Annotated in this window: 22 protein-coding genes; 10 read left to right on the forward strand and 12 right to left on the reverse strand. The window is 70.9% G+C overall.

Annotated elements, in window-relative coordinates:
- Positions 1 to 588: 588 nt before the first annotated feature.
- Positions 589 to 1,587 (forward strand): tryptophan--tRNA ligase, encoded by a 999-nt coding sequence (trpS, locus tag ACFWXQ_RS48055; protein WP_383956413.1) that lies wholly within the window; start codon positions 589 to 591, stop codon positions 1,585 to 1,587.
- Positions 1,588 to 1,629: 42 nt separating this feature from the next.
- Here trpS and proC read toward each other — a convergent pair whose 3' ends face one another.
- The 6 genes from proC to ACFWXQ_RS48085 all read right to left on the reverse strand — a co-directional run bounded on the left by proC (position 1,630) and on the right by ACFWXQ_RS48085 (position 6,359).
- A complete protein-coding gene (proC, locus tag ACFWXQ_RS48060) occupies positions 1,630 to 2,439 on the reverse strand; it encodes a pyrroline-5-carboxylate reductase (RefSeq protein ID WP_143640475.1) in 810 nt (269 codons plus the stop codon).
- A gap of 122 nt (positions 2,440 to 2,561) precedes the next feature.
- Positions 2,562 to 3,365: an ABC transporter permease gene (locus ACFWXQ_RS48065; RefSeq protein WP_383956416.1), complete on the reverse strand. Its 804-nt coding sequence runs from the start codon at positions 3,363 to 3,365 to the stop codon at positions 2,562 to 2,564.
- Positions 3,362 to 4,180, reverse strand: a complete 819-nt coding sequence (locus ACFWXQ_RS48070; RefSeq protein WP_383956419.1) for an ABC transporter ATP-binding protein — start codon at positions 4,178 to 4,180, stop codon at positions 3,362 to 3,364. Before ACFWXQ_RS48070 ends, ACFWXQ_RS48065 begins: the two co-directional genes overlap by 4 nt.
- A 226-nt stretch (positions 4,181 to 4,406) precedes the next feature.
- A complete protein-coding gene (locus tag ACFWXQ_RS48075) occupies positions 4,407 to 5,192 on the reverse strand; it encodes a class I SAM-dependent methyltransferase (RefSeq protein ID WP_383956422.1) in 786 nt (261 codons plus the stop codon).
- A gap of 182 nt (positions 5,193 to 5,374) precedes the next feature.
- On the reverse strand, positions 5,375 to 5,857 hold the full coding sequence (locus tag ACFWXQ_RS48080) for an EamA/RhaT family transporter (protein WP_383951070.1): 483 nt from the start codon (positions 5,855 to 5,857) through the stop codon (positions 5,375 to 5,377).
- A gap of 184 nt (positions 5,858 to 6,041) precedes the next feature.
- Positions 6,042 to 6,359, reverse strand: a complete 318-nt coding sequence (locus tag ACFWXQ_RS48085; RefSeq protein ID WP_383951068.1) for an SH3 domain-containing protein — start codon at positions 6,357 to 6,359, stop codon at positions 6,042 to 6,044.
- Between the two features lie 178 nt (positions 6,360 to 6,537).
- Between ACFWXQ_RS48085 and ACFWXQ_RS48090 the strand changes: the two genes are divergently transcribed.
- Entirely contained in the window at positions 6,538 to 8,793 is a 2,256-nt protein-coding gene (locus ACFWXQ_RS48090; RefSeq protein WP_383951065.1) for a PQQ-binding-like beta-propeller repeat protein, read from the forward strand.
- A 183-nt stretch (positions 8,794 to 8,976) separates the two neighbouring features.
- Here ACFWXQ_RS48090 and ilvD read toward each other — a convergent pair whose 3' ends face one another.
- The 4 genes from ilvD to ACFWXQ_RS48110 all read right to left on the reverse strand — a co-directional run bounded on the left by ilvD (position 8,977) and on the right by ACFWXQ_RS48110 (position 13,759).
- Positions 8,977 to 10,830, reverse strand: coding sequence for a dihydroxy-acid dehydratase (ilvD, locus tag ACFWXQ_RS48095; RefSeq protein WP_383951062.1), 1,854 nt, complete (start codon positions 10,828 to 10,830; stop codon positions 8,977 to 8,979).
- Between the two features lie 117 nt (positions 10,831 to 10,947).
- Complete coding sequence (locus ACFWXQ_RS48100; protein ID WP_383951059.1) at positions 10,948 to 11,568, reverse strand: TetR family transcriptional regulator; 621 nt, start codon at positions 11,566 to 11,568, stop codon at positions 10,948 to 10,950.
- Entirely contained in the window at positions 11,565 to 12,389 is an 825-nt protein-coding gene (locus tag ACFWXQ_RS48105) for a sugar phosphate isomerase/epimerase family protein (protein ID WP_383951056.1), read from the reverse strand. Before ACFWXQ_RS48105 ends, ACFWXQ_RS48100 begins: the two co-directional genes overlap by 4 nt.
- Positions 12,390 to 12,826: 437 nt before the next feature.
- Entirely contained in the window at positions 12,827 to 13,759 is a 933-nt protein-coding gene (locus ACFWXQ_RS48110) for a Ppx/GppA family phosphatase (RefSeq protein WP_383951053.1), read from the reverse strand.
- 71 nt (positions 13,760 to 13,830) lie between these two features.
- Here ACFWXQ_RS48110 and ACFWXQ_RS48115 point away from each other — a divergent pair, with 71 nt between their 5' ends.
- Positions 13,831 to 14,706, forward strand: coding sequence for a hypothetical protein (locus ACFWXQ_RS48115; RefSeq protein ID WP_383951051.1), 876 nt, complete (start codon positions 13,831 to 13,833; stop codon positions 14,704 to 14,706).
- Positions 14,707 to 14,773: 67 nt separating this feature from the next.
- Here ACFWXQ_RS48115 and ACFWXQ_RS48120 read toward each other — a convergent pair whose 3' ends face one another.
- Positions 14,774 to 16,642, reverse strand: coding sequence for a hypothetical protein (locus ACFWXQ_RS48120; RefSeq protein ID WP_383951048.1), 1,869 nt, complete (start codon positions 16,640 to 16,642; stop codon positions 14,774 to 14,776).
- 222 nt (positions 16,643 to 16,864) lie between these two features.
- Here ACFWXQ_RS48120 and radA point away from each other — a divergent pair, with 222 nt between their 5' ends.
- Both radA and disA read left to right on the forward strand, forming a co-directional pair.
- Positions 16,865 to 18,274 (forward strand): DNA repair protein RadA, encoded by a 1,410-nt coding sequence (radA, locus tag ACFWXQ_RS48125; protein WP_200397492.1) that lies wholly within the window; start codon positions 16,865 to 16,867, stop codon positions 18,272 to 18,274.
- A gap of 70 nt (positions 18,275 to 18,344) precedes the next feature.
- Positions 18,345 to 19,469: a DNA integrity scanning diadenylate cyclase DisA gene (disA, locus tag ACFWXQ_RS48130; protein WP_055618634.1), complete on the forward strand. Its 1,125-nt coding sequence runs from the start codon at positions 18,345 to 18,347 to the stop codon at positions 19,467 to 19,469.
- 267 nt (positions 19,470 to 19,736) lie between these two features.
- On the opposite strand, the gene ACFWXQ_RS48135 is transcribed toward disA, so the two are convergent.
- The gene (locus tag ACFWXQ_RS48135) at positions 19,737 to 20,561 is read right to left on the reverse strand and encodes a hypothetical protein (RefSeq protein WP_383951043.1); all 825 of its coding nucleotides are present in this window, start codon (positions 20,559 to 20,561) and stop codon (positions 19,737 to 19,739) included.
- 206 nt (positions 20,562 to 20,767) lie between these two features.
- Here ACFWXQ_RS48135 and ACFWXQ_RS48140 point away from each other — a divergent pair, with 206 nt between their 5' ends.
- The 5 genes from ACFWXQ_RS48140 (at position 20,768) to cseC (ending at position 25,250) form a co-directional block, all read left to right on the forward strand.
- The gene (locus ACFWXQ_RS48140; protein ID WP_383951040.1) at positions 20,768 to 21,697 is read left to right on the forward strand and encodes an A/G-specific adenine glycosylase; all 930 of its coding nucleotides are present in this window, start codon (positions 20,768 to 20,770) and stop codon (positions 21,695 to 21,697) included.
- 270 nt (positions 21,698 to 21,967) lie between these two features.
- The gene (locus ACFWXQ_RS48145; protein WP_359716749.1) at positions 21,968 to 22,525 is read left to right on the forward strand and encodes a SigE family RNA polymerase sigma factor; all 558 of its coding nucleotides are present in this window, start codon (positions 21,968 to 21,970) and stop codon (positions 22,523 to 22,525) included.
- 29 nt (positions 22,526 to 22,554) lie between these two features.
- On the forward strand, positions 22,555 to 23,163 hold the full coding sequence (locus ACFWXQ_RS48150) for a hypothetical protein (RefSeq protein ID WP_383951037.1): 609 nt from the start codon (positions 22,555 to 22,557) through the stop codon (positions 23,161 to 23,163).
- Between the two features lie 51 nt (positions 23,164 to 23,214).
- Entirely contained in the window at positions 23,215 to 23,940 is a 726-nt protein-coding gene (cseB, locus tag ACFWXQ_RS48155; protein ID WP_383951034.1) for a two-component system response regulator CseB, read from the forward strand.
- Entirely contained in the window at positions 23,937 to 25,250 is a 1,314-nt protein-coding gene (cseC, locus tag ACFWXQ_RS48160; RefSeq protein WP_383951032.1) for a two-component system sensor histidine kinase CseC, read from the forward strand. Before cseB ends, cseC begins: the two co-directional genes overlap by 4 nt.
- The last annotated feature ends 188 nt before the right edge of the window (positions 25,251 to 25,438 follow it).

Raw genomic sequence — 25,438 nt, forward strand, 5'->3', positions numbered from 1 at the left:
CTTCGGTCTTGCGTTTCCGACTCTATCAGACCGTTTTCCGATCCGATTTCCTCGGTGCTTTCCAGGTTTTCGCTTTCGCGTTTCCCTTTCCGGCGGTTCCGACTCTATCAGATCCTTTCGGGCCTGATTCCCGGTCAGAGCGGGTTGTCTTCGCGGCTGTTGGGCCGTTCCGACGAGTGAGACTTTAGCGGAATCCTGGCCCCCGAGCTAATCGGGGTCGCGTCCTTTCGAACGCGGATTCCTCATTTCGCAAACGCGCATGAAAACGGTCCGACGACGGATCGTCGATCGCTGTGTGCTTGTTGCGGAATGGCTGTCCGGGGACCAACCGAAGTCGGCGCTCACGTCGGACAACTCGGAGAACACTACGTAGGGGTCCAGGACGTGTCAACTTGACGCCTGGAGCCGCCCCGGAGGCGTACCCTCGGGGGCATGACTACGCACGCGTGCACCCAACTGTGGTGGGCCGCCTGACGGCGGCCGTACATACGCGTGTACTCAACGGCCGCCGCCTCGGCGGCCGTTCTTGTTTCTCCCTCCTGGAGCGCCGGCCGGCGGTGGTGGCGGCCTCGACCAGGAGGTAGAGGAATGAAGCGGGTCTTCAGCGGGGTCAAGCCGACCGGGCATCTGACGTTGGGGAACTACCTGGGGGCGATGCGGCGGTGGAGTGCGGTCGATCAGCACGAGGCCGACGCGCTGTTCTGCATCGTCGACCTGCACGCGCTGACCGTGGACCACGATCCCGGCCGGGTACGCAGGCTCAGTAGGCAGGCGGCCACGCTGCTGCTGGCCGCGGGGCTCGATCCGAAGCTGTGCACCGTCTTCGCGCAGAGTCATGTGGATGAGCACGCGAGACTGTCGTACCTGCTGGAGTGCGTGGCCACGGACGGCGAGATGCGGCGGATGATCCAGTACAAGGAGAAGGCCGCGGCCGAGCGGGCGCGGGGCGGGAGTGTGCGGCTGTCGCTGCTGACGTATCCCGTGCTGATGGCCGCGGACATCCTGGCGTACGGGACGGACGAGGTGCCGGTGGGCGACGACCAGGCGCAGCACGTGGAGCTGGCGCGGGATCTGGCGGTGCGGTTCAACCAGCGGTACGGGCACACGTTCGTGGTGCCGCGGGCCACGCTTCCGAAGGTGGCGACGCGGGTCATGAACCTGCAGGAGCCGACGTCGAAGATGGGGAAGTCCGACGACGTGGGGCCAGGGATCGTCTATCTGCTCGATGAGCCCGAGGTCATCCGCAAGAAGGTCATGCGGGCCGTGACCGACAGCGGGCGGGATGTGGCGTACGACCGGGAGGCCCGGCCGGGGGTCTCGAATCTGCTGGAGATCCTCGCGGCCTGTGAAGGTGGGAACCCGGAGGGCCTGGCCGGTGTATATGAGTCGTACGGATCTTTGAAGAAGGACACCGCCGAGGCCGTGGTGGAGCTCCTCAGGCCCGTACAGCAGAGACACAAGGAGTTGTGCGCGGATCCTGCGTACGTGGAGGGGGTGTTGCGGGAGGGTGCGGCGAAGGCCAGGGAGATGGCAAGGCCGAGGGTGGACGTGGCGTACCGGGCGATCGGGCTGCTGCCGGCGATGTGACGAGGAGCGGTGGGGCCGGAGGCGGGTCCGGCCCCGGGGCTCCTAGCTGTTGCCGGAGGCCAGTTCGCGGCTGCGGTCGCGGGCGGCTTCCAGGGCTGCGATGAGGGCTGCTCGTACGCCGTGGTTCTCGAGTTCGCGGATGGCGTTGATCGTGGTGCCCGCGGGGGACGTGACGTTCTCGCGGAGCTTCACGGGGTGCTCGCCGCTGTCGCGGAGCATCACGGCGGCGCCGATCGCGGACTGGACGATCAGGTCGTGGGCCTTGTCGCGGGGCAGGCCGAGCAGGATGCCGGCGTCGGTCATGGCCTCGACCAGGTAGAAGAAGTACGCCGGGCCCGAGCCGGAGAGGGCGGTGCAGGCGTCCTGCTGGGACTCGGGGACGCGGAGGGTCTTGCCGACCGCGCCGAAGATCTCCTCGGCGTGGGCGAGGTGCTCGGCGGTGGCGTGGCTGCCGGCGGAGATGACGGACATGGCCTCGTCGACGAGGGCGGGGGTGTTCGTCATGACACGGACGACGGGGGTGTTCTGGGCGAGGCGCTCCTCGAAGAAGGAGGTGGGGATGCCCGCGGCGCCGCTGATGACCAGGCGGTCGGCGGGGACGTGCGGGGCGAGTTCGTCGAGGAGGGTGCCCATGTCCTGGGGCTTGACCGTGAGGATCAGGGTGTCGGCGCTCTTGGCCGCCTCGGCGTTGGTGACCGGGGTGACGCCGTGGCGCTCCTGGAGTTCCTTGGCGCGCTCGGGGCGGCGGGCCGTGACCAGGAGGTCGGCGGGGGCCCAGCCGGCTCGGATCATTCCGCTGAGCAGGGCCTCGCCGATCTTGCCGGTGCCGAGCACTGCGACTTTCTGGGTCATGTTCGGTTGCCCTCCGGGGGTGCGTCGTCCGAGGCCCATCCTCGCACCGGGGGCGTGGGGGCGGGCCGCGTTGTCCGGTGGGCGGGACGCGGTCGTCCGGGCGGCGGGGGTGGTGCTCGGTGTTACGCGGTGCGGCGGCGGAGGGTTGCCGCGCCGAGGCTCAGGACGAGGAGGGCGCAGGCCGCGACGATCAGGGCGTCGCGGATGAAGTTGGCGGTGACGTCGGTGTGCTTGAGGACTTCGTTCATGCCGTCGACGGCATAGGACATGGGGAGGACGTTGGAGATGCCTTCGAGTACGGGGTGCATGTCGGGGCGCGGGGTGAACAGGCCGCAGAGGAGGAGCTGGGGGAAGATCACGGCCGGCATGAACTGGACGGCCTGGAACTCCGAGGACGCGAAGGCCGAGACGAAGAGGCCGAGGGCCGTGCCGAGCAGGGCGTCGAGAAGAGCCACCAGAAGGAGTAGCCAGGTCGAGCCCGTGACGTCGAGACCGAGGGCCCAGACGGCGAGTCCGGTGGCGAGGGCGGACTGGATGACGGCGAGGGCGCCGAAGGCGAGGGCGTAGCCGACGATCAGGTCGGCCTTGCCGAGGGGCATGGCGAGGAGGCGTTCCAGGGTGCCGGAGGTGCGTTCGCGGAGGGTGGCGATGGAGGTCACCAGGAACATCGTGATGAGGGGGAAGATGCCGAGGAGTGAGGCGCCGATGGAGTCGAAGGTGCGCGGGCTGCCGTCGAAGACGTAGCGGAGCAGCAGGAGCATCACGCACGGGATCAGGATCATCAGCGCGATCGAGCGCGGGTCGTGGCGGAGCTGGCGCAGGACCCGGGCCGCGGTGGCGGTGGTGCGGGAGAAGCTGATCGCGCTCTGCCTCGGGAGCGTGGTCGTGTCCGTACGGGTGGTCGGGGTCGTGGTCGGGGTGCTCATCGGACGGGCTCCTTGCGGGACTGGTTGCCGGCCGCGATCGCCTCGTCGACCAGGTGGAGGAAGGCGGCCTCGACGGTGTCGGCGCCGGTCTGGGTGCGCAGGGCGTCCGGGGTGTCGTCGGCGAGGATCTCGCCCTCGCGCATCAGGAGGAGGCGGTGGCAGCGCTCGGCCTCGTCCATGACGTGGGAGGAGACGAGGAGAGTGGCGCCCCGGTCGGCGGCGATGGTGTGGAAGAGCTGCCACAGGTCGCGTCGGAGTACGGGGTCGAGGCCGACCGTGGGTTCGTCCAGGACGAGGAGTTCGGGGGTGCCGAGGAGGGCGACGGCGAGGGAGACGCGGCTGCGCTGACCGCCGGAGAGGTTGCCCGCGAGGGCGTCGGCGTGGGAGGTGAGGTCCACGTCGGCGATGGCGTGGGTGACGTTCTCGTGGCGGCGCTCTGCAGCAGCGCGGCCGGGGTCGAGGATCGCGGCGAAGTAGTCCAGGTTCTGGCGGACGGTCAGGTCGTCGTAGACGGAGGGGGCTTGGGTGACGTAACCGATCCGGGAGCGGAGGGCGGCGTGGCCCGCGGGGAGGCCGAGGACGTCCAGGGTGCCGGTGACCTTGGCCTGGGTGCCGACGATCGACCTCATCAGGGTGGACTTGCCGCATCCTGAGGGGCCGAGCAGGCCGGTGATCTGGCCTCGCGGGACCTCGAAGTCGAGCCCGCGGAGGACTTGGCGGGTGCCTCGGACGACGGTGAGTGCGGCGGCGTGGACCGCTGGGGCCGCGGGGTGCTCCTGCGGGGTCGTGGGTGGGCCGGGCGAGTAATTCATCATGTGATGAATAATGCTCCTGCGGGGTGGAGGCGTCAAGCCTGGGCGGGGGCGCGGCTGGGGCATGGCTGAGGCGTGGCTGGGCTGAGGCGCGGGGTTGGGGGCTCGTGCGGTGCGGGGGGGCTGGGTGGTGAGCCGGGTTGTGAGGGGTGGGCGTTCGGTGGTGGGTGGGCGGTGCCCTGGGGTGGTGCCCCGGGGGGGGTCCGGGGGTGGCTGGTGCTTGGTGGGGTCAGGGGCGGAGTGCGACGAGTAGGTCGACGTCGTAGGTCTCCTCGACGATGCCGTCCGGGAACACCTCCAGGAGGTGCTCGCGCTCCTCGGTGAGGAAGGATGTCGTGCCCTCCTCGCCGAGGACCAGGAAGATCGAGTGGCTGCCTATGTTGGCGAGGTGTGTGTCGAGGGGGACGCTGCGGGTCCAGCGGACCTGGTGGTGCGTGATGTCCGGGACGGTGATCGCGCCGGCGAAGGCGGTCTCGGCGCGGGCCGAGGTGCCGCCCTTCTTGCCGACGGCGTCGCCGCCGAAGTAGCGCTCGACGCGTTGTTCCTGGGCGGCGATCCACGGGATGTCCAGGGCGTCCATGTTCCACCAGAGGGCGAGGGCGCCGCCCGGGCGCAGGACGCGCATCGCCTCCGGGGCGGCCCGGGCGGGCTCCGTCCAGTGCCAGGCCTGGGCGTACGTCACGAAGTCGGCGGAGGCGTCGGTGAAGGGGAGGGCGTTGCCGTCGCCGCGTACGAGGGGGATGTCGGGGAGGGTGCGGCGGAACTGGCGTGCCATGCCGGCGCCGGGTTCGACCGCTACGACGTTCGCTCCGCGGGCGTGCAGGAGGGTGGTTGCGATGCCTGTGCCTGCGCCTACGTCGATGGCTCGGGCGCCTGCCAGGGGGTGGCCTGCGGCGTTCTCCATCGCGTCGAAGAGGGTGGGTGGGTAGGAGGGGCGGTTCGCGGCGTACTGGGCTGCGGCGGCGTTGAAGGAGTGGGCTCGGGTGTGGTGGTGCGTGCGGGGGGAGGCGGTCATGCCGCCATGGTGGCCTTGGGTGGGGGTGAGGGACAGTGTTTTCGCCCCCGCCGCCCCTACCCATTCCCGTCCCTGACTCAGGGGCTTCGCCCCCGAACCCCCAAAAGACTGCGCAGTTCCCCGCGCCCCTAAAGCCCCAGGGGCGCGGGGAACTGCGCGACAAGCCACTCTGGGCGGAACCCCTAGCGGCGGTGTTTGCGGGATGGGTTTCCCGTTCGGCGGGAGGCTCGGCGGGTGTGTTCGGCGCGGGCCGCCTCGTACTCCTGGCGGTGGAGTTTCTCGCCGGGGGCCTCGGTGAGGGTGCGGAAGAAGTAGGCCAGGAGGGCGCCTACGAAGCCGATGGCCAGGAGGCCGCGGAGGGATGCCTGCGTGTCGGGGTCGGGGCGAACGGTGAAGCCCTCCCAGGTGCGGCGGAAGGCGATCGCGCTGCAGATCGCGAACATCACGACGACGAGGAGGGTGACGAAGCCGCCCACGGCCGCGATCGCCAGGCCCTCGTAGGCAAAGCGGAGGATCAGGCAGCTCGCCACGGCGGCCGCCAGCGAGCCGGCTGCCACGGCCGCGCGGCGTCCCGCGTAGCCGCCGTCGTGGTCCACCCAGGTCGTTCCGAAGAAGCGGATCGGTTCGGGGCGGGGGCCTGCGGGGGTGCCGGTTTCGTCGCTCACGGCTCGATTATCGCCCCGGGCGGCGGGAGTGCCGATACGGAGGAGCAGCGGAGGCGGAGCCGAGGAGGGGCGGAGTGTCGGAGTGCGCCCAGGCGCGACCGGGTGCGTCGGCGTGCCGATGGGTGGGTGCGGGGGCGGCTCAGCTTCCCGGCCGGTGCCTGAGAGCCGGGCCGCCCCTGCCCGGTCAGCTGCAGCGCGCTGCCACGTAGCCGTCGCTGCCCGTGTTCACGAAGGCGTCGGAGACGTACTCCCCGACCTTGATGTTGTCCCAGATGTTCGTCGTGCCGTAGGGACCGCTGATCGTCTCGCCCGGGCGCTGGCAGAAGATCGGGACCTTGGAGCCCACCGACAGGGTCCGGACCAGGCGGTACTGGGTGCCGGGACCACTGCGGACGTTCACGGTGTAGCCGGGTGCGATCGAGTAGAGCTTCTGGGCGGTGGCGGTCGCCTCCGCCCTCGCGCCCGTACTCTCCTCCGCGCTCTCCATCTCTTCAACAGCCATATGGGCCTCCCCCGTTGGATGCGTTCGGACGCACTGTCTTGATCGTCGCGAACGCGTTGGCTTGAAACACTTTCTTTTCTTTGTGCACGCGGAGGCTAGCAAGCCGCGTGGGTCTCGTACGAACCATCGACTAGGCTCCGTGCGTCGCGCGTGCGTACGTAATTCACGGGGGTGGACCATGCCGCCACGACGCAGCGCCGGATCCGGTGCCGAAGCGGAACTTCCCGAATACGCCGGGCAGTACCGCCTTGAGTCACGCCTGGGCTCGGGCGGTATGGGTGTCGTCCATCTGGCGCGCTCGACCTCGGGGCTGCGGCTCGCGGTGAAGGTCGTGCATGCCGAGTTCGCCAAGGATCCCGAGTTCAGGGGACGGTTCCGGCAGGAGGTCGCGGCCGCGCGGCGGGTCAGCGGTGCCTTCACCGCACCGGTCGTGGACGCCGACCCCGAGGCCGAGCGGCCCTGGATGGCCACCCTGTTCATACCGGGGCTGACGCTGGCCGAGCATGTGAAACGGAACGGCTCGTTGTCGTCCGCGCAGCTGCGTCAGGTCATGGCCGGCCTCGCCGAGGGGCTGCGCGACATCCACCGCGCCGGCGTCGTGCACCGCGATCTCAAACCGAGCAACGTCCTGCTCGCCGAAGACGGTCCCAAGGTCATCGACTTCGGCATCTCCCGGCCATCGGACAGTGAACTCCGCACGGAGACCGGCAAGTTGATCGGTACTCCGCCGTTCATGGCCCCCGAGCAGTTCCGCCGCCCGCGCGAAGTGGGCCCGGCCGCCGACATCTTCGCCCTCGGGTCGGTCCTGGTGCACGCGGCCACCGGGCGCGGGCCCTTCGACTCCGACAGCCCCTACATCGTCGCGTATCAAGTGGTACACGACGAGCCGGACTTGACCGGTGTCCCCGACGATCTGGCTCCGCTCGTCGGCCGCTGCCTCGCCAAGGAGCCGGACGAACGGCCCACGCCCGACGAGCTCATGGCGGAACTGCGGCTCGTCTCCTCTCTCTACGACACCCAGGCGTTCATCCCCGCGCAGCGCACATCGGAGCCGGGGGCCGAGAGCGAGGCAGAGAGTGAGAGCAAGGCCGAAGCCGTTTCCGGGGACGAGCCCTCGCCCCGCACCGGGGACGATCCGACTCACGTGCACGGCAAGCGGCGTACGGCAGCCGGGGCTTCCGAGCCCGGGCCCGAGCCGGACCCGTCCGTCGGGTCCAGGGGCCTCTCGTCGCGCACCCGTCGTCGCCGTGTCCTTCTCTCCGTCGCCGCCGGTGTCGTATCCGTACTGGCGGTGGGCGGTGCGCTTCTCTTCGGTGTGCAGGGCGTCGACGGTGACTCCGGCCGCAGCCCGGACCCCGGTACCGAACGCCGTGCCGCCGCCGACACGTTCCGCCCGTGGGTCACGAAGGTGGGCACCGGGCAGAGCGGCATGCCTCAGTGCACCTACGGCGACGGGGCCCTGCGGTGCGCCGCTCCCGATGTGCTCGCCACCTCCGTCGACCCGCTGAACGGCAAAACTCGGTGGACGCGGAAAACCGGAGCCACGGAAGGCGGCGTCGTCGTCGCACCCGTCCTGTCTGGTGGACTGGTGCACGCCGTCACCCCGGACCAGAAGCAGCTCGTCGCACTCGACCCCGACACGGGCAGGATCCGCTGGACGCTGGACATCGCGGAGGACGAGGGCAGCACGCAGCAGAGCGCGGGCGATACGGTTCTGCTGAGCTCGCCCGACGGCATGGTCACCGGTGTCGACGGCAGGACCGGGGACCGGCTGTGGCGCCATCGCGTGGCCGGCCGGGCCCAGCCCTCCCTCGCGTACTTCGGCGGTGATCTCGCGTACGCGACGACACCGGGCGCCGACAGCACGAGCACGCAGGTCATCGCGGTGGATCTGCGGACCGGGGACGTGCGGTGGCGCCACGGCCTCGACGGACCGCTCGTCCCCGTCGGGGCCGCGAAGGGCACCCTCTGGATGACCCGGGCGAACTCGTACCAGGAGACCGTGAGCGTCGTCGGCTACACGCACGACTCGGGCCGTGTACGGCGGATCCCTCTCGACCTTGCGCTCCCGTCTGCCACGGCCGCCCTGCACAACGGGACGGTCTATTTACTGGCCACGGGAGGGGCGCTGGTCGCGGTGGACGTCGAGGCCGGCAAGCAGCGGTGGCGGCTGGAGACGTCCGTCAGCAGGGGTTCGGTGCCGACGGCCGACGACCGGCATGTGTACGTCACCTCCCCCGACGGCCGGCTGCTCGCGGCCGACGCGCGTACCGGCAAGCTCCTGGGCCAGACCCGTCCACGGCTCAGCGGCGACAGGACCAATGGTGTCGTCGCGGAGCTGCCCGTGCCCGTGGTCGTGGGCGACCGGGTCTTCGGAAGCGCGCCCGACGGCAGTGTCTTCGCGGTGGACGCTCGTAAGCCCGCCGGCTGGTAGGTCCCGGCGGCCCTCGACACGCCGTACGGTGCCACGCCACGCCATGCCGGGCCGGCCCGGTCTGAGCCGAGACGAGCCGGGCCGAGCCGGGCCGAGTGAGCCCCGCAAACGCTGAGCCCGGAGACGGCGAACCCGCCCGGTGGTGAGGACCGGGCGGGCCCACGTGGTGGGGGTGGTGCGGGGCTAGCCGAGTTTGGAGACGTCTCGGACTGCGCCCTTGTCGGCGCTGGTCGCCATCGCCGCGTATGCGCGAAGGGCGGCGGAGACCTTCCGCTCGCGGTCTGCCGGGGCGTAGACACCGCCCAGGGCCTCGCGGCGGGTGGCCAGCTCCTCGTCGGAGACCAGGAGCTCGATGCTGCGGTTCGGGATGTCGATGCGGATGCGGTCGCCGTCCCGGACGAGGGCGATCGTGCCGCCGGAGGCCGCCTCCGGGGAGGCGTGGCCGATGGACAGGCCGGACGTGCCGCCGGAGAAGCGGCCGTCGGTGATCAGGGCGCAGGTCTTGCCGAGGCCGCGGCCCTTCAGGAAGGACGTCGGGTAGAGCATCTCCTGCATGCCGGGGCCGCCCTTGGGGCCCTCGTAGCGGATGACGACCACGTCGCCGTGCGTGATCTCCTTCTTGAGGATCTTGTCGACGGCCTCCTCCTGCGACTCGCAGACGACCGCCGGGCCCTCGAAGGTCCAGATCGACTCGTCCACGCCTGCCGTCTTCACGACACAGCCGTCGACGGCGAGGTTGCCCTTCAGAACTGCCAGTCCGCCGTCCTTGGAGTACGCGTGCTCCGCCGAGCGGATGCAGCCGCCCTCCGCGTCCTCGTCGAGGGCCTCCCAGCGCTCGGACTGGGAGAAGGCCTCGGAGGAACGGACGCCTCCGGGGGCCGCGTACCACAGTTCGAGGGCCTCGGGGGACGGGGAGCCGGCGCGGACGTCCCAGGTCTTCAGCCAGTCGGAGAGGGACGGGCTGTGGACCGAGTGCACGTCCTCGTTCAGGTGGCCGCCGCGGTGCAGTTCGCCGAGCAGAGCGGGGATACCTCCGGCCCGATGCACGTCCTCCATGTAGTACGTCCGGTCCTTGGCCACGTTCGGGGCGACCTTGGCGAGGCAGGGCACGCGGCGCGAGACGTCGTTGATCTCGTCGAGACCGAACGGGACGCCCGCCTCCTGGGCGGCGGCCAGCAGGTGCAGGATCGTGTTGGTCGAACCGCCCATGGCGATGTCGAGCGCCATGGCGTTCTCGAAGGCCGCGATCGTGGCGATGTTGCGCGGCAGGACCGTCTCGTCGTCCTGCTCGTAGTAGCGGCGGGTGATGTCCATCACCGTGCGCCCCGCGTCCTGGTACAGCGCCTTGCGGGCGGTGTGCGTGGCGAGGACCGAGCCGTTGCCGGGGAGCGAGAGGCCGATGGCCTCCGTCAGGCAGTTCATGGAGTTGGCCGTGAACATGCCGGAACAGGAGCCGCAGGTCGGACAGGCGTTCTCCTCGATACGGAGGATGTCCTCGTCCGAGATCTTGTCGTTCACGGCGTCGGAGATCGCGTCGACCAGGTCGAGCGTACGGACCGTGCCGTCGACCAGGGTCGCGCGGCCGGACTCCATGGGGCCGCCGGAGACGAAGACCGTCGGGATGTTCAGGCGCAGGGCCGCCATCAGCATGCCGGGCGTGATCTTGTCGCAGTTCGAGATGCAGATCAGGGCGTCGGCGCAGTGGGCCTCCACCATGTACTCGACGCTGTCCGCGATCAGGTCGCGGGAGGGCAGGCTGTAGAGCATGCCTCCGTGGCCCATCGCGATGCCGTCGTCGACCGCGATCGTGTTGAACTCGCGCGGGATGCCGCCCGCGGCCGTGATGGCCTCGCTCACGATCCGGCCGACCGGCTGGAGGTGGGTGTGGCCGGGCACGAACTCGGTGAAGCTGTTGGCCACCGCGATGATCGGCTTGCGGCCGATGTCCGCGCCCGGTACACCGGAGGCGCGCATCAGGGCGCGTGCGCCCGCCATGTTGCGGCCGTGGGTGACTGTGCGGGACCTCAGCTCGGGCATCGTCGCTCGCTCCTTCGGAGAGTAATGACTCACGTCGAGCGTACGCCGGTCGTTCCGCTTGCCGACGCGGTGTCCGGAATACGGGATGGGCGTCTCGGTTTTTTCGGGGGCGGGTCCCTAAGGGCGGGGCGCGGTCAGGTGGGCCTGGATCACGGGGGCGACCCTCTCGATGATCTGCTCCGGGTTCGCCGAGGCCAGGGGTTCGACCTTGATCACGTACCGCAGCATCGCGATGCCCACGAGCTGGGCCGCCGCGAGTTCGGCGCGCAGTTCGGCGTCCGGTGTGTCCAGCTGGGCGGCGACGCGGCGCAGCAGCTGGGCCGAGATGAGGCGGCGGAAGACGGAGGCCGCGGCCTCGTTGTTCACGGCTGAGCGGATGATCGCGAGCAGCGCCTTGCGGGTGGCCGGGTTCTCCCAGACCCCGAAGAAGAAGCGGGCCAGCCGCTCGCCGACGCCGTCGAGGGGGCCTTCCGCGATCGAGCCCGGGGCGCTCATGAGGGGCCCGAAGGCGACCTCGATGGACGCCTCGAAGACCTGCTCCTTGGTGCCGAAGTAGTGGTGCACGAGCGCCGAGTCCACGCCGGCGGCCTTGGCGATGCCGCGTACGGACGTCTTCTCGTAGCCCCGCTCGGAGAACTCCTCGCGGGCCGCCGCCAGGATGCGGTCGCGGGCGGCGGGGGTGTCCGCGGAGTCCGCGTGGGAGGGGCGTCCGCGGCGGCGCGGGGCGGCGCTGGTCACGAGCGCGGGACCCGTACGGCCGAGGCCAGGTGGAGCCGGGTGAAGGCGAGGGCCTCCGCCAGGTCGGCCTCACGTTCGGCGCTGGACATGGCCCGGCGGGTGTTGACCTCGATGACCACGTGGCCGTCGAAGCCGGACAGGGCTAGGCGTTCCAGTAGCTCGGCGCACGGCTGTGTGCCGCGGCCGGGGACGAGGTGTTCGTCCTTGTTGGAGCCGTTGCCGTCGGCGAGGTGGACGTGGCCGAGGCGGTCGCTCATGCGGTCGATCATCTGGAGCGCGTCCGTGCGGGCGGTCGCCGTGTGGCTGAGATCGATCGTGAAGTGGCGGTAGTCGTCCTTCGTGACGTCCCAGTCGGGGGCGTAGGCGAGCATCTCGCGGTCCCGGTAGCGCCAGGGGTACATGTTTTCGACGGCGAACCGTACGTCCGTCTCGTTCGCCATCTGCCAGATGCCGGTGACGAAGTCGCGTGCGTACTGGCGCTGCCAGCGGAAGGGGGGGTGTACGACGACCGTGCTCGCGCCGAGTTTCTCGGCTGCCGCCTGGGCTCGCTGGAGTTTGATCCACGGGTCGGTGGACCAGACGCGCTGGGTGATGAGCAGGCAGGGGGCGTGGATCGCGAGGATCGGGACCTGGTGGTAGTCGCTGAGGCGGCGGAGGGCCTCGATGTCCTGGCTGACCGGGTCGGTCCAGACCATGACCTCTACGCCGTCGTAGCCGAGGCGTGCGGCGATCTCGAAGGCCGTTGCCGTCGACTCCGGGTATACGGAGGCCGTGGACAGTGCGACCTTCGCATCCGGGATGCGCACGACTGGTTCTGCCACGGGGACAGGTTACGGGGTGGGTCTGGTGGTTGTGTTCGGGTGGGGGGCTTTGGCTGGGGGGTGACTGTCGCTGCGACGAGTCGCGGTGGCTGCTCGCGGGGACTGGTCGCCGTTGGGGGATTCGGTTGTGGGTGGGTGCGGGTTGGGTGTGGCTTGTCGCGCAGTTCCCCGCGCCCCTGGGGGGTGGGCTGAGGTCGTGTGTCGTGTGGCGGTCGGGTTGGGTTGCTCGCGCAGTTCCTCGCGCCCCTAAAAGATGCGCCCGTCCCGCACCCCTGGAAGGTGGCGCTGCTCGTCGCGCTCCCTAAACGACTACGCCGTTCCCCGCACCCCTAGAAGATGCGCCCGTCCCCGCGCCCCTGGAAGGTCCCGCGCTCCTCGCGCTCCCGAAAGACTGCGCCGTTCCCCGCGCCCCCAAGGGGCGGGGCGCGTGCGGCCGGCTATGGGGTGGTCATCTGGTCCAGGGTTCGGAGGATTACGCCCTCTCTTAGGGCCCAGGGGCAGATTTCCAGGGTTTCTACGCCGAAGAGGTCCATGGCGCCGGCGGCGACGACGGCGCCGGCGAGGAGTTGGTTGGCGCGGCCGTCGGAGACGCCGGGGAGTTCGGCGCGTTCGGCGGTGGTCATGGCGGCGAGGCGCGGGACCCAGTCCTCCAGGGAGCGGCGCTTGAGCTCGCGCTGGACGTACAGGCCGTCGGCCGAGCGGGCGGCCCCCGCGATACGGGCCAGCTGCCGGAAGGTCTTGGAGGTCGCGACCACGTGGTCGGGGGCGCCGAAGCGGCTGAATTCCCCGACCGTACGGGCGATCTGGGCCCGCACATGGCGGCGCAGAGCCCTGATGTCCGCCGGGTCCGCGGGGTCGTTCGGCAGCCAGCCCGCGGTCAGCCGGCCCGCGCCCAGCGGCAGCGAGGCCGCCGCGTCCGGCTCCTCGTCGATGCCGTACGCGATCTCCAGGGAGCCGCCGCCGATGTCGAGGACGAGCAGCTTCCCCGCCGACCAGCCGAACCAGCGGCGGGCCGCCAGGAATGTGAGCCGCGCCTCCTCGGCCCCGGTGAGGACCTGGAGCTCGACGCCGGTCTCGGCGCGCACCCGGGCCAGTACGTCGTCGGCGTTGCTGGCCTCGCGCACCGCGGAGGTCGCGAACGGCAGCAGGTCCTCGACGCCCTTGTCCTCGGCGGCCTCCAGCGCCTCCTGGACGACCGCGATCAGTTTGTCGACCCCTTCGGAATCGATCGCGCCGCTCGCGTCGAGGAGTTGGGCGAGCCGCAGCTCCGCCTTGTGCGAATGCGCGGGCAGCGGGCGCGCGCCGGGGTGTGCATCCACCACCAGCAGATGCACCGTGTTCGAACCCACGTCGAGGACACCGAGTCTCATGTACGGAACGCTACTGCGCGCGGAACGGCCGGAAGTCCCCGGATGGGTTCCTGGCCACTTACCCTGGTCTCGTGCCAAAGACGAAAAAGGCAAAGGCCGACAAGTCGGCAACGTCCGCCAAGTCCGCCAAGGGGGCGTCCAAGTCCAAGAAGGCCCCGGCCGTCCCGAAGCAGGATGACGAGAAGGGGCTCGACTTCGCGCGTGCGTGGGTGGAGTTCCCGGATCCGGCCGACGACGAGCAGATCTTCCGCTGCGATCTGACATGGCTGACCTCTCGCTGGAACTGCATCTTCGGAAGCGGCTGCCAGGGGATCCAGGCGGGCCGCGCGGACGACGGGTGCTGCACGCTGGGCGCCCACTTCTCGGACAAGGACGACGAGAAGCGCGTCGCCGGTCATGTGGCGAGGCTCACGCCGGAAATGTGGCAGAACCACGAGGTGGGGACGGAGACCGGCTGGGTCTCGAAGGACGAGGACGGCGAACGGCAGACCCGGCCGTACCAGGGCTCGTGCATCTTCCAGAACCGGCCGGGCTTCGCGGGCGGCGCGGGCTGCTCGCTGCACATCCTGGCCGTCAAGGAGGGCCGCGAGCCCCTGGAGACCAAGCCGGACGTCTGCTGGCAGCTGCCGGTCCGGCGTACGTACGAGTGGATCGACCGACCCGACGACACCCGGGTGCTCCAGGTCTCGATCGGCGAGTACGACCGCCGCGGCTGGGGCCCGGGCGGCCACGACCTGCACTGGTGGTGCACATCGGCGACCTCGGCGCACGGCGCGGGCGACCCGGTCTACGTCTCGTACCGGCCGGAACTGATCGAACTGATGGGCAAGTCCGGCTACGACCGCCTGGCCGAGCTGTGCGAGGAGCGCCTGGCGTCCCAGCTGCCGTTGTTGGCCCCGCACCCGGCGGACCCGGTCGACCGGCCCGTGAGGGGCAGCGCCCCGTAAGGGGCGCGGGGAACTGCGCGACCAGCCCACCACGACCCGCGGACGACAACCCCACCCGCGGAAGCGTTCAACCCTCCGACGGACTCGGGTCGCCACTGTCACTCGGAGTACCACTGGTCGACGGCGTAGAACCTCCGGAGGACTCCGGCGGGGGTTCCGGCTCCGGGTCCGACGGAGCCGTATCACTGGGCGTGGGCTCGGGATCGGGGCTGGACGGCGGCGGATCACTGGGCGTGGGCTCCGGGTCGGGCCCCGGCCCGGTCGGACCGGGATGGGTCGGTGTCGGCGCGGGCGGGTCCGGGCGGGGCCCGGGATGCGTCGGGCTCGGGCCCGCCGTCCCGTAGCCGTCGATCGTGACCACCGCGCCCGCGGGGGCGACCGACACGCTCGCGCTCCAGGGCCCGATCGGCTCGCGCAGGTGATCGACGTACACCTTGATCGTCAAGGACTCGCCGGGCTCCAGCGTTCCGGACGACTGGCTGAGGTAGAGCCAGGACGCTCCGGTGTGCGCGGACCAGTGGACCGGTGCACCCCCGGTCGCCGTGAGGGTGATCAACGTCGTGTCGCCGCTGGAACCGGCCTCTACGGAGAGGCCGGTTTTCTGTTGACCCGAGGCCACGCCGATGACTTCCACGGAGACGTCGGGCGAGTCGCTGCCCGGGGTGAAGCGGGGGTCGGGCCTGGTGCTGGCGTTGCCGGCGTTCTCGTAGCCGGGTGCCTCGCCGCCGAGTCCGTCGGGGCCGTGCGCCTCGTTCGCGGTGACCGGGCGGCCGTCCGCTCCCTCGCCGGTGAGGGGTGCGCCCCGGTAGGCCGCCCACAGGGCGAGTACCGGGGCCGCCACGACGGTGGCGACGACGGTGGTGGTGACGGCACGCGCGCGGAGGCGGTCCCGACGGGCCGCGCGGTCCTTGGGGTCCATCGGGAAACCGCGCCGGTCGAAGCGCGGGCCGCCGCCCCGCGCGCGTGGGACGTGCGTCATCGCCCTGTGGAGGGCCGCACGCGGGGCTTCGAGTACGGGCAGCGCGGCGGGCGTGACGCTGGTGCCGGGCCAGGTGCCGGGGACCGCGCGCTCGGCGGTACGACGGCAGCGCGGGCAGTCGTCCACATGCCGGACCAGTTCGCGGCGCAGGGCCGTGCTGAGGACGAGGTGGTTGTCGCCGGTGAGCCGGGTGACTCCCGGACAGGTGCCGGTCTCCACGACGGCGAGGGCCGCGCGCGTGCGCTCGACCTCGCAGGCGGCCGTCGCGAGGAGTTCGCGGGCGGCGGCCAGGTCCATGCCGAGGACGGCGGCGACCTCGTGCGCGGCGAGCTGGTGCCGTACGGCCAGTTCGAGCGCCTCCCGCTGCTCGGGCGTCGTACCGGCGGCCTCCGGCCAGGCCAGCAGGGCGAGTTCCCGACGGCGCCGGTCCTCCTCCGCGGCGGCGAGAAGGTCGGTGGTCGGGTCGGTCGTCGGGTCGGTGGTCCGGTCGGCCGCCCGGCTCAAGGTCCGATCGGGTGCGCGGTCGCCGGGGCGGTCCGCGGCCGCGACCGCGGCTCGGTGGAGTCCGGCGTACGCACCCTGGGGGCGGCCGGGGGCGTGTGCGGCCTCGGAACGTCCCAGCGCATGGGCGCCATGACGTTTCTGCTTGGCCTCGGCGAGCTTGCGCAGGCACGACCAGCGGGCGAGGGCGTACAGCCAGGCCCTGCGGTCGTCGGGTGCCTCCGGGCCGCGCTGGCCGCGGCGCTCGGCGAGCGCGAGAACGTCTCCGAGGGCGGCGGTCGCGGTGTCGTGGTCGCACAGCACGGACAGGCAATAGGTGAACAGACCGTCCAGGTACGGCTCGTAGCGCGGAGGCGGGCACTGCGCCAGCGTGCGCGCCGCCGCCCGGTCGCGCGCCTCGCGGTGCGCCCGGTGTGCGCTGGTGGTGCGGGTCGAGGTCTCGGGACTGCGGCTCATCACCCGTGCGACCGTAGGGGCCGGGCGGTGGCCCCTTCTTCCTGCTTGCGCACATTTAATCCGTACGGGTGAAACGATCCCTCATAAGGGGACAGGAACCCGGAATTCCATGGCGTGTTCCTGACGAGCCGTGGCCGGTTTGTGAAGGGTGCCCGGTTATCGGCATGGGGCGCGGAACGGACCGGCATCGCGCTGTCAGTGGGGGCGGTTACGGTTCGTGTCATGGCTGCCCGTACGAAGACCGCGAAGGACCGGCCGTCCTACCGCTGCACCGAGTGCGGCTGGCAGGCGGCCAAGTGGCTCGGCCGCTGCCCCGAATGCCAGGCCTGGGGGACGATCGACGAGTACGGCGCGCCCGCGGTGCGTACGACGGCCCCCGGCCGGGTCACCACGTCCGCGCTGCCCATCGGCCAGGTCGACGGCCGGCAGGCGACCGCCCGCTCGACCGGCGTGCCCGAGCTGGACCGGGTGCTCGGCGGCGGGCTCGTACCGGGCGCGGTCGTGCTCGTGGCGGGCGAGCCGGGCGTCGGCAAGTCCACGCTGCTGCTGGACGTGGCGGCGAAGGCCGCGAGTGACGAACACCGCACGCTCTACATCACGGGCGAGGAGTCGGCGAGCCAGGTCCGGCTGCGCGCCGACCGCATCAAGGCGATCGACGACCACCTGTTTCTGGCGGCGGAGACGGATCTGGCCGCGGTCCTCGGCCACTTGGACGCGGTGAAGCCGTCCCTGCTCATCGTCGACTCCGTGCAGACGGTGGCCTCTCCGGAGATCGACGGCGCCCCCGGAGGCATGTCCCAGGTCCGCGAGGTGGCCGGGGCCCTGATTCGCGCCTCCAAGGAGCGCGGCATGGCCACCCTGCTTGTGGGCCATGTCACCAAGGACGGCGCCATCGCGGGACCGCGACTCCTGGAGCACCTCGTGGACGTCGTCCTGAGCTTCGAGGGCGACCGGCACGCGCGCCTGAGGCTCGTACGAGGCGTCAAGAACCGTTACGGGACGACGGACGAGGTCGGCTGCTTCGAGCTGCACGACGAGGGCATCACGGGCCTGACCGACCCGAGCGGCCTGTTCCTGACCCGGCGTGCCGAGCCCGTCCCCGGCACCTGTCTGACCGTCACCCTGGAAGGCCGCCGCCCCCTGGTGGCCGAGGTCCAGGCGCTCACCGTGGACACCCAGATCCCCACCCCGAGGCGTACGACCTCCGGTCTGGAGACCTCCCGGGTCCAGATGATGCTCGCCGTCCTGGAGCAGCGCGGCCGGATCAGTGCCATCGGGAAGCGGGACATCTACACCGCGACGGTCGGCGGTGTGAAGCTCACCGAGCCCGCCGCGGACCTCGCGATCGCGCTCGCGCTGGCGAGTGCCGCGAGCGACACCCCGCTGCCCAAGAACCTCGTCGCGATCGGCGAAGTGGGGCTCGCGGGCGAGGTCAGACGGGTCACGGGCGTCCAGCGCAGACTCGCCGAAGCCCATCGTCTGGGTTTCACGCACGCCCTTGTTCCGAGCGATCCGGGGAAGATCCCCGCCGGCATGAAGGTCCTGGAAGTCGGCGACATGGGGGACGCGCTGAGGGTCCTCCCGAGGTCGCGTCGGCGAGAGGCCCCACGGGACGAGGAAGAGCGCCGGTAGACTTTGCCCAGGTCTCGCCCGTCCGTACGAACTCAGGGCGCCCCCAGACACCTGCGACCGGAGGAGTGCAGTGGCAGCCAACGACCGGGCAGCAGTTCCCGGCAAGTCCGCCGGGAGTTCCGGTGCCGATGGCCTGATGCGCACCTCACTCAGCGCCGTGGCACCCGGTACCGGGCTGCGTGACGGCCTGGAGCGCATTCTCCGCGGCAACACCGGCGGGCTCATCGTGCTCGGCTGGGACAAGACCGTCGAGGCGATGTGCAGCGGCGGTTTCGTGCTGGACGTCGAGTTCACGGCGACCCGGCTGCGGGAGCTGTGCAAGCTCGACGGCGGCATCATCGTCGACAAGGACATCACCAAGATCCTGCGGGCCGGTGTGCAGCTCGTGCCCGACCCCACCATCCCCACGGAGGAGACCGGCACCCGTCACCGCACGGCGGACCGGGTGAGCAAGCAGGTCGGCTTCCCCGTCGTCTCCGTCTCCCAGTCCATGCGGCTGATCGCGCTGTACGTGGACGGGCAGCGGCGGGTCCTGGAGGACTCGGCCGCGATCCTCTCCCGCGCGAACCAGGCGCTGGCCACGCTGGAGCGGTACAAACTCCGTCTCGACGAGGTCGCCGGCACGTTGTCGGCCCTCGAGATCGAGGACCTTGTCACCGTCCGGGACGTCTCGGCGGTGGCCCAGCGGCTGGAGATGGTGCGCCGGATCGCGACCGAGATCGCCGAGTACGTGGTCGAGTTGGGCACGGACGGGCGGTTGCTCGCGCTTCAGCTGGACGAGTTGATCGCCGGGGTCGAGCCCGAGCGGGAGCTTGTCGTGCGGGACTATGTGCCCGAGCCGACGGCCAAGCGGTCTCGGACCGTGGACGAGGCGTTGTTCGAGCTCGACGCGCTCACGCATGCGGAGCTTCTCGAACTGCCTACCGTGGCTCGGGCGTTGGGGTACACGGGGTCGCCCGAGGCGCTCGACTCCGCGGTTTCGCCCCGCGGGTTCCGGTTGCTGGCGAAGGTGCCGCGGTTGCCGGGGGCCATTATTGACCGGCTTGTCGAGCACTTCGGTGGGCTGCAGAAGCTGCTTGCTGCGAGCGTGGATGATCTGCAGACCGTGGATGGGGTGGGGGAGGCTCGGGCTCGTAGTGTGCGGGAGGGGCTTTCTCGGTTGGCTGAGTCTTCGATTCTTGAGCGGTACGTGTAGCCGTCCGGCGGTTTGGCGGGGTGCGTTGTGGTTGGGTGCGTTGTGGTTGGGTGCGGGTTGGTGGGGGCTGGTCGCGCAGTTCCCCGCGCCCCTAAATGACTGGGCTGAGCACGCCGTTCCTCGCACCCCTGAAAGATTGCGCCGTTCCCCGCGCCCCTGGGTGGGTGGGGTTCGGGTTGTGCGTTGGCTGCGGGCCGCCCGGGGCTGAGCGCGCAGTTCCCCGCGCCCCTAAAAGATTGCGCCGTTCCCCGCGCCCCTTACGGGGCGCTAGTCCTTCTTCAGGACGAATGACGTCTGGGTTTTTGTGAAGCCTGGGGCCTTGGCTTCTACCAAGTAGGTGCCGGGGGTTGCCGGGATGGCTGGTGGGGTGGCGCACTCGGGGGCGCTGGACTTGCGGTTCCACTGGATGGTGTGGGTTACGCGGTCGTTGGCCGGGATGCGGAAGAGGATCGAGGCCGCGCCGGCCGGGCAGTCGGCCGAGGACCAGATCTCGTCGTCGCTGTCGGCCTGGGTGATGGTCAGGACCGCGCTCTTCGGGCCGAGATCGAGCTTGCAGTCGCTGCCGGAGGAGTTCCTGGCGATCAGTTCGAAGGTGGGCTTCTCACCAGGCGCGTACGCGTTGTTGACGCTGCGAAGGGTCAACTTCACGGCACCGGTCGTGCAGTTGGGCAGGCTGGAACCGGCCGGGAGCGTGTCGCCCGAGCCTCCGCCGCCCGCGCCGTCGTCCACGCCGCCACCGCCCGAGGCGGATCCCCCGGACCCCCCGGATCCCGCGGATCCTCCTGAGGTCGAACCGTCCGAATCCCCTGAGCCCGCCGAGTCGCCGTCGCCTTCGTCGCCCGACTCGTCGCGTCCGCCCGGGGCTTGGCTGATCGCGGGGTCGGAGCCGGAGGGGCCCGGGGTGATCGCGGCGGTGGGGTTCTTGTCGTTGGACCCGTCGGCGTCGTTCTTGCCGCCGCCACCGCCTCCGCCCGAGGTCACCACCCACGTGACCAGCAGCGCCAACACCGCGACCACGGACACGAGAACGGCCCTCCGTCGCCAGTAGATGGAGGAGGGAAGCGGCCCGACCGGATTGCGCATAGATCCCACGGCGCAAACTGTACGAGAGATCCGGGAGTTCACCGTCCCCACCCGCCGCCAGACCATCATCTTTTACAGATCATCATCCCGGAAGCGTGTCCCGTAAGGGGCGCGGGGAACTGCGCGACCAGCCCCCACCGGGCCCGCAGCCGACACACAACGCAAGCCCCGCCAAACCGTCGGAGACGCCCCCGCATGGGAGGATCGGACCTGCCATGACTGCGCCCACGAAACCCACATCCCACGCCCAGGCCGACGCGCAAGAAACCGTCGGCGACGACCTGCACGCCCCTGTCATCGACTGGTTCGAGGACAACGCGCGCGACCTGCCATGGCGGCGGGCCGACGCGGGACCGTGGGGAGTGATGGTCAGCGAGTTCATGCTGCAGCAGACGCCGGTCAGCCGGGTGCTGCCGGTGTACGAGCAGTGGCTCGCCCGCTGGCCGCGCCCCGCCGACCTCGCCGAGGACGCGCCGGGCGAGGCCGTCCGCGCCTGGGGCCGCCTCGGCTACCCGCGCCGCGCGCTGCGGCTGCACGGCGCCGCGGTCGCCATAACGGAGCGCCACGGCGGCGACGTACCCACGGAGCACGCCCAGTTGCTCGCGCTGCCCGGCATCGGCGAGTACACGGCGGCCGCGGTGGCCTCCTTCGCGTACGGGCAGCGGCACGCCGTGCTCGACACGAACGTGCGGCGCGTGTTCGCGCGGGCCGTCACCGGTGTCCAGTACCCGCCGAACGCCACGACCGCCGCCGAACGCAAGCTCGCCCGCGCCCTGTTGCCCGACGACGAGCGCACGGCCTCGCTCTGGGCCGCGGCGTCCATGGAGCTCGGCGCGCTCGTCTGCACGGCGAAGAACGAGAGTTGTGTGCGGTGCCCGATCGCGGCCCGGTGCGCCTGGCGGCTGGGCGGCAAGCCCGCGCACGAGGGCCCGCCGCGACGCGGGCAGACGTACGCGGGCACGGACCGGCAGGTGCGCGGCCGGCTGCTCGCCGTGCTGCGCGAGGCGGTCTCGCCGGTACCGCAGTCGGCCCTGGACCGGGTGTGGGACGAGCCGGTCCAGCGCGCCCGGGCCCTGGACGGGCTGGTCGCCGACGGACTCGTCGAGCCCCTCGCGGGCGGTCTGTACCGGCTCCCGCTGAGCTGACTCACAGGTTCCACCGGGGTCAGTGACAGTTCGTCTTGACAACTCCCGGTGGGCAAAACGACACATACCCACCCTAGTCGTCACCTCGCTTTACCCATCCCCTACTTCCGTTACACAACCGACGGACAGCCGAGCGCTTCCCGCAGGCTCGTTCGGACAGCCCCGTGACAACCGCTCCGTAGCTTCAGTGCCGTACCGCGGACCAGCGGTACGGCAGGCAACGGACAACCGGCAGCACACAGGTCGGAAACGGGGACGGAGGCGGTTGGAATGGCGCATGGCGAGGTGCTCGAGTTCGAAGAGTACGTACGCACCCGGCAGGACGCGCTGCTGCGCAGCGCACGCCGCCTGGTCCCCGACCCCGTCGACGCCCAGGACCTCCTGCAGACCGCGCTGGTCCGCACGTACGGCCGCTGGGACGGTATCGCCGACAAGCGTCTCGCCGACGCCTATCTGCGCCGCGTCATGATCAACACACGTACGGAGTGGTGGCGGGCCCGCAAGCTGGAGGAGGTCCCCACCGAGCAGCTGCCGGACGCGAGCGTGGACGACTCCACCGAGCAGCACGCCGACCGCGCGCTCCTGATGGACATCATGAAGGTGCTCGCTCCGAAGCAGCGCAGTGTCGTCGTGCTGCGACACTGGGAGCAGATGTCCACGGAGGAGACCGCCGCCGCCCTCGGCATGTCGGCCGGCACGGTCAAGAGCACACTGCACCGGGCGCTCGCCCGGCTCCGCGAGGAGCTGGAGCGCCGGGCGTCCGACGAACACGACGGGTTCGGCGCGGGTGTGCCGAAGCGTGAGGAGCGGGAGCGTTGCGCGGCGTAGGCACTACGGTTCCACGGCCCGGCGGGCCCTTGAAGGCGGTGATCGCGGCGGTGGCCGTGCTCGCCGCCCTCGGCCTTTTGGTGTCCGCCTGCGGCACGGGCGGCACCGGCGCCCGGGACGAGGGCCCCGCCGCCGACTCGGTGTCCGCGGGCGCCGTGGAGGCCGGCACCCCCTCCGCCTCCCCGACCAGGGAACGCGCGGACGCGATCAGACTCGTCCGGGCCGACCCGGGTGTCAGCGCGGCGGTCAAGCGCGATCTGAAGCCCTGCTTCGGCGACGAGTACCCGGTCGACGTGTCGTACGGAAACCTCACCGGCGGGACCGCGGACGACGTCCTGGTCAACGTGATGACCTGCGGTGACGCGGTGGGCGTCGGCTCGTACGTGTATCGCGAGGACGGTGACGCGTACAAGAATGTCTTCCGGGCCGAGGAGCCTCCGGTCTACGCGGAGATCGACCGGGGCGATCTGGTGGTCACCCAGCAGGTGTACGGGAAGGGCGATTCGCTGGAGTATCCGTCCGGCGAGCAGGTCATCACGTACCGCTGGACGGCGAACCGCTTCGCGGAGCGGGCCCGGACGACGAACGACTACAGCAAGGTGGTGGGCGGCGAGACGCCGGCCCCGACCGAGAACTAGACCGGCCACCTCCGCAGCCGACCCGACCGACCGAGAAACTGAGAGCACCGGATGGCAGAGCAGACCCACGTCCTGTTCGTCGAGGACGACGACGTCATCCGCGAGGCCACCCAACTCGCGCTGGAGCGCGACGGCTTCGTGGTGACCGCGATGCCCGACGGACTGTCGGGTCTTGAGGCGTTCCGCGCCGACCGGCCCGACATCGCGCTCCTCGACGTGATGGTGCCGGGGCTCGACGGTGTGTCGCTGTGCCGCCGGATCCGGGACGAGTCGACCGTGCCCGTGATCATGCTGTCGGCCCGCGCCGACTCGATCGACGTCGTCCTGGGCCTGGAGGCGGGCGCCGACGACTATGTGACGAAGCCCTTCGACGGTGCCGTGCTCGTCGCGCGGATCCGTGCCGTGCTGCGGCGCTTCGGGCACGCGAGCGGGCCGCGGTCCGCCGGCGAATCCGAGGGCGGCTCGTCGGTACCCGCCGGTGGCGTGCTGTCCTTCGGTGACGGTGACGGCGAGCTGGAGATCGACACCGTGGGCATGGAGGTGCGCAGGGGCGGTACGCCGGTGGCGCTGACGCCCACCGAGATGCGGCTGCTCCTGGAGTTCTCGTCGGCGCCGGGCACGGTCCTGTCGCGCGACAAGCTCCTGGAGCGGGTGTGGGACTACGGCTGGGGCGGCGACACCCGCGTCGTCGACGTCCATGTGCAGCGGCTGCGTACGAAGGTCGGCCAGGACCGGATCGAGACGGTCCGCGGCTTCGGCTACAAGCTCAAGGGATGAGGCTCCCGGTGCCGCCCAGAGGGCTGCGGATCGGGCTGCGCTGGAAGCTGAGTGCGGCGATCGCGCTGGTCAGCGCGCTGGTGGCGCTGGTGCTCAGCATTGTCGTGCACAACGCCGCATGGGTCACCATGCTGGACAACGCCCGCGATGTGCAGGACGAGCGGCTGCAGATCGCGGCGCGGTACTACGACACCTCCAGCGGGGCGGCCCGGCTGGGCACCAGGGTGGACGATCCGGACATCCCTCAGGAGCTGCTGCGCAAGGTCAAGGCCGGGCGGCGGGCCACCTTCGTGCAGGACAACGACGACGGGGCGCCCGACATCTGGGCGGCCATGCCGATGCGGGACGGCCGGACCCTGTCGTTGCACACCCGTTTCACGGACCGCAGCGCCAACGTCATGGCGGACCTCGACCAGGCCCTGCTCATCGGTTCGATCGCGGTCATCTTCGGCGGCTGCGCCCTCGGTGTGCTGGTCGGCGGCCAGCTCTCGGGCCGCCTCCGCAAGGCGGCGAGCGCCGCGAACCTGGTCGCGCAGCGGCAGAGCGATGTACGGGTGCGGGACGCCATCGGCGGTGTCGTACGGGACGAGACCGACGACCTCGCGCACGCGGTGGACGCCATGGCCGACGCGCTGAAGCAGCGGTACGAGGCCGAGCGGCGGGTCACCGCGGACATCGCGCACGAGTTGCGCACGCCGGTGACCGGGCTGCTCACCGCGGCCGAACTGCTGCCGCCCGGGCGGCCGTCCGAGCTGGTCAGGGACCGGGCCCAGGCGATGCGCACGCTCGTCGAGGACGTGCTGGAGGTGGCGCGGCTCGACGGGGCGTCCGAGCGGGCCGAGTTGCAGGACATCAACCTCGGCGAGTTCATCGGCCGGCGGGTCGCCTCGACGCATCCGGACATCGAGGTGCGGGTGGTGCACGAGTCGTTGGTCACCACGGATCCGCGTCGTCTGGAGCGGGTTGTCTTCAACCTCATCGCCAATGCCGCCAAGCACGGCAAGCCGCCCATCGAGATCTCCGTCGAGGGGCGGGTCATCCGGGTCCGTGATCACGGGCCCGGCTTCCCCGCGGATCTGCTCGCCGAGGGGCCCAGCCGCTTCCGTACCGGCAGCAGTGACCGGGCGGGGCACGGTCACGGGCTCGGCCTCACCATCGCGGCGGGGCAGGCACGGGTCCTCGGGGCGCGGCTGACGTTCCGCAACGTGGGGCTCGGTGTGGGCTCGGGGCCGGTGGAGGGGGCGGTGGCTGTGCTGTGGCTGCCGGAACATGCCCCGACGAACACGGGAAGCTTTCCTATGTTGCCGTAGCTCCCGCGGGTCGTTCGTATGCGCGGGCCCGGTGGGGGCTGGTCGCGCAGTTCCCCGCGCCCCTGGGTGGGTGGGGGTTCGTGTTGTGCGTCGGCTGCGGGTTCGTCCGGGCTGAGCGCGCAGTTCCCCGCGCCCCTGAAAAGCGGGGCTGCGCCCCTGGCTTTTCGTCTTTTAGGGGCGCGGGGAAC

Origin of the sequence: Streptomyces sp. NPDC058697 (assembly GCF_042715345.1) — a bacterium.
Classification (GTDB): Bacteria; Actinomycetota; Actinomycetes; order Streptomycetales; family Streptomycetaceae; genus Streptomyces; species Streptomyces liliifuscus.

Bases quoted from the DNA above. Each gene is read 5' to 3' on its own strand.
- trpS (WP_383956413.1), top strand. From the start codon at position 589: ATGAAGCGGGTCTTCAGCGGGGTCAAGCCGACCGGGCATCTGACGTTG.
- proC (WP_143640475.1), bottom strand. From the start codon at position 2,439: ATGACCCAGAAAGTCGCAGTGCTCGGCACCGGCAAGATCGGCGAGGCC.
- ACFWXQ_RS48065 (WP_383956416.1), bottom strand. From the start codon at position 3,365: ATGAGCACCCCGACCACGACCCCGACCACCCGTACGGACACGACCACG.
- ACFWXQ_RS48070 (WP_383956419.1), bottom strand. From the start codon at position 4,180: ATGATGAATTACTCGCCCGGCCCACCCACGACCCCGCAGGAGCACCCC.
- ACFWXQ_RS48075 (WP_383956422.1), bottom strand. From the start codon at position 5,192: ATGACCGCCTCCCCCCGCACGCACCACCACACCCGAGCCCACTCCTTC.
- ACFWXQ_RS48085 (WP_383951068.1), bottom strand. From the start codon at position 6,359: ATGGCTGTTGAAGAGATGGAGAGCGCGGAGGAGAGTACGGGCGCGAGG.
- ACFWXQ_RS48090 (WP_383951065.1), top strand. From the start codon at position 6,538: ATGCCGCCACGACGCAGCGCCGGATCCGGTGCCGAAGCGGAACTTCCC.
- ilvD (WP_383951062.1), bottom strand. From the start codon at position 10,830: ATGCCCGAGCTGAGGTCCCGCACAGTCACCCACGGCCGCAACATGGCG.
- ACFWXQ_RS48110 (WP_383951053.1), bottom strand. From the start codon at position 13,759: ATGAGACTCGGTGTCCTCGACGTGGGTTCGAACACGGTGCATCTGCTG.
- ACFWXQ_RS48120 (WP_383951048.1), bottom strand. From the start codon at position 16,642: ATGAGCCGCAGTCCCGAGACCTCGACCCGCACCACCAGCGCACACCGG.
- radA (WP_200397492.1), top strand. From the start codon at position 16,865: ATGGCTGCCCGTACGAAGACCGCGAAGGACCGGCCGTCCTACCGCTGC.
- ACFWXQ_RS48140 (WP_383951040.1), top strand. From the start codon at position 20,768: ATGACTGCGCCCACGAAACCCACATCCCACGCCCAGGCCGACGCGCAA.
- ACFWXQ_RS48145 (WP_359716749.1), top strand. From the start codon at position 21,968: ATGGCGCATGGCGAGGTGCTCGAGTTCGAAGAGTACGTACGCACCCGG.
- cseB (WP_383951034.1), top strand. From the start codon at position 23,215: ATGGCAGAGCAGACCCACGTCCTGTTCGTCGAGGACGACGACGTCATC.
- cseC (WP_383951032.1), top strand. From the start codon at position 23,937: ATGAGGCTCCCGGTGCCGCCCAGAGGGCTGCGGATCGGGCTGCGCTGG.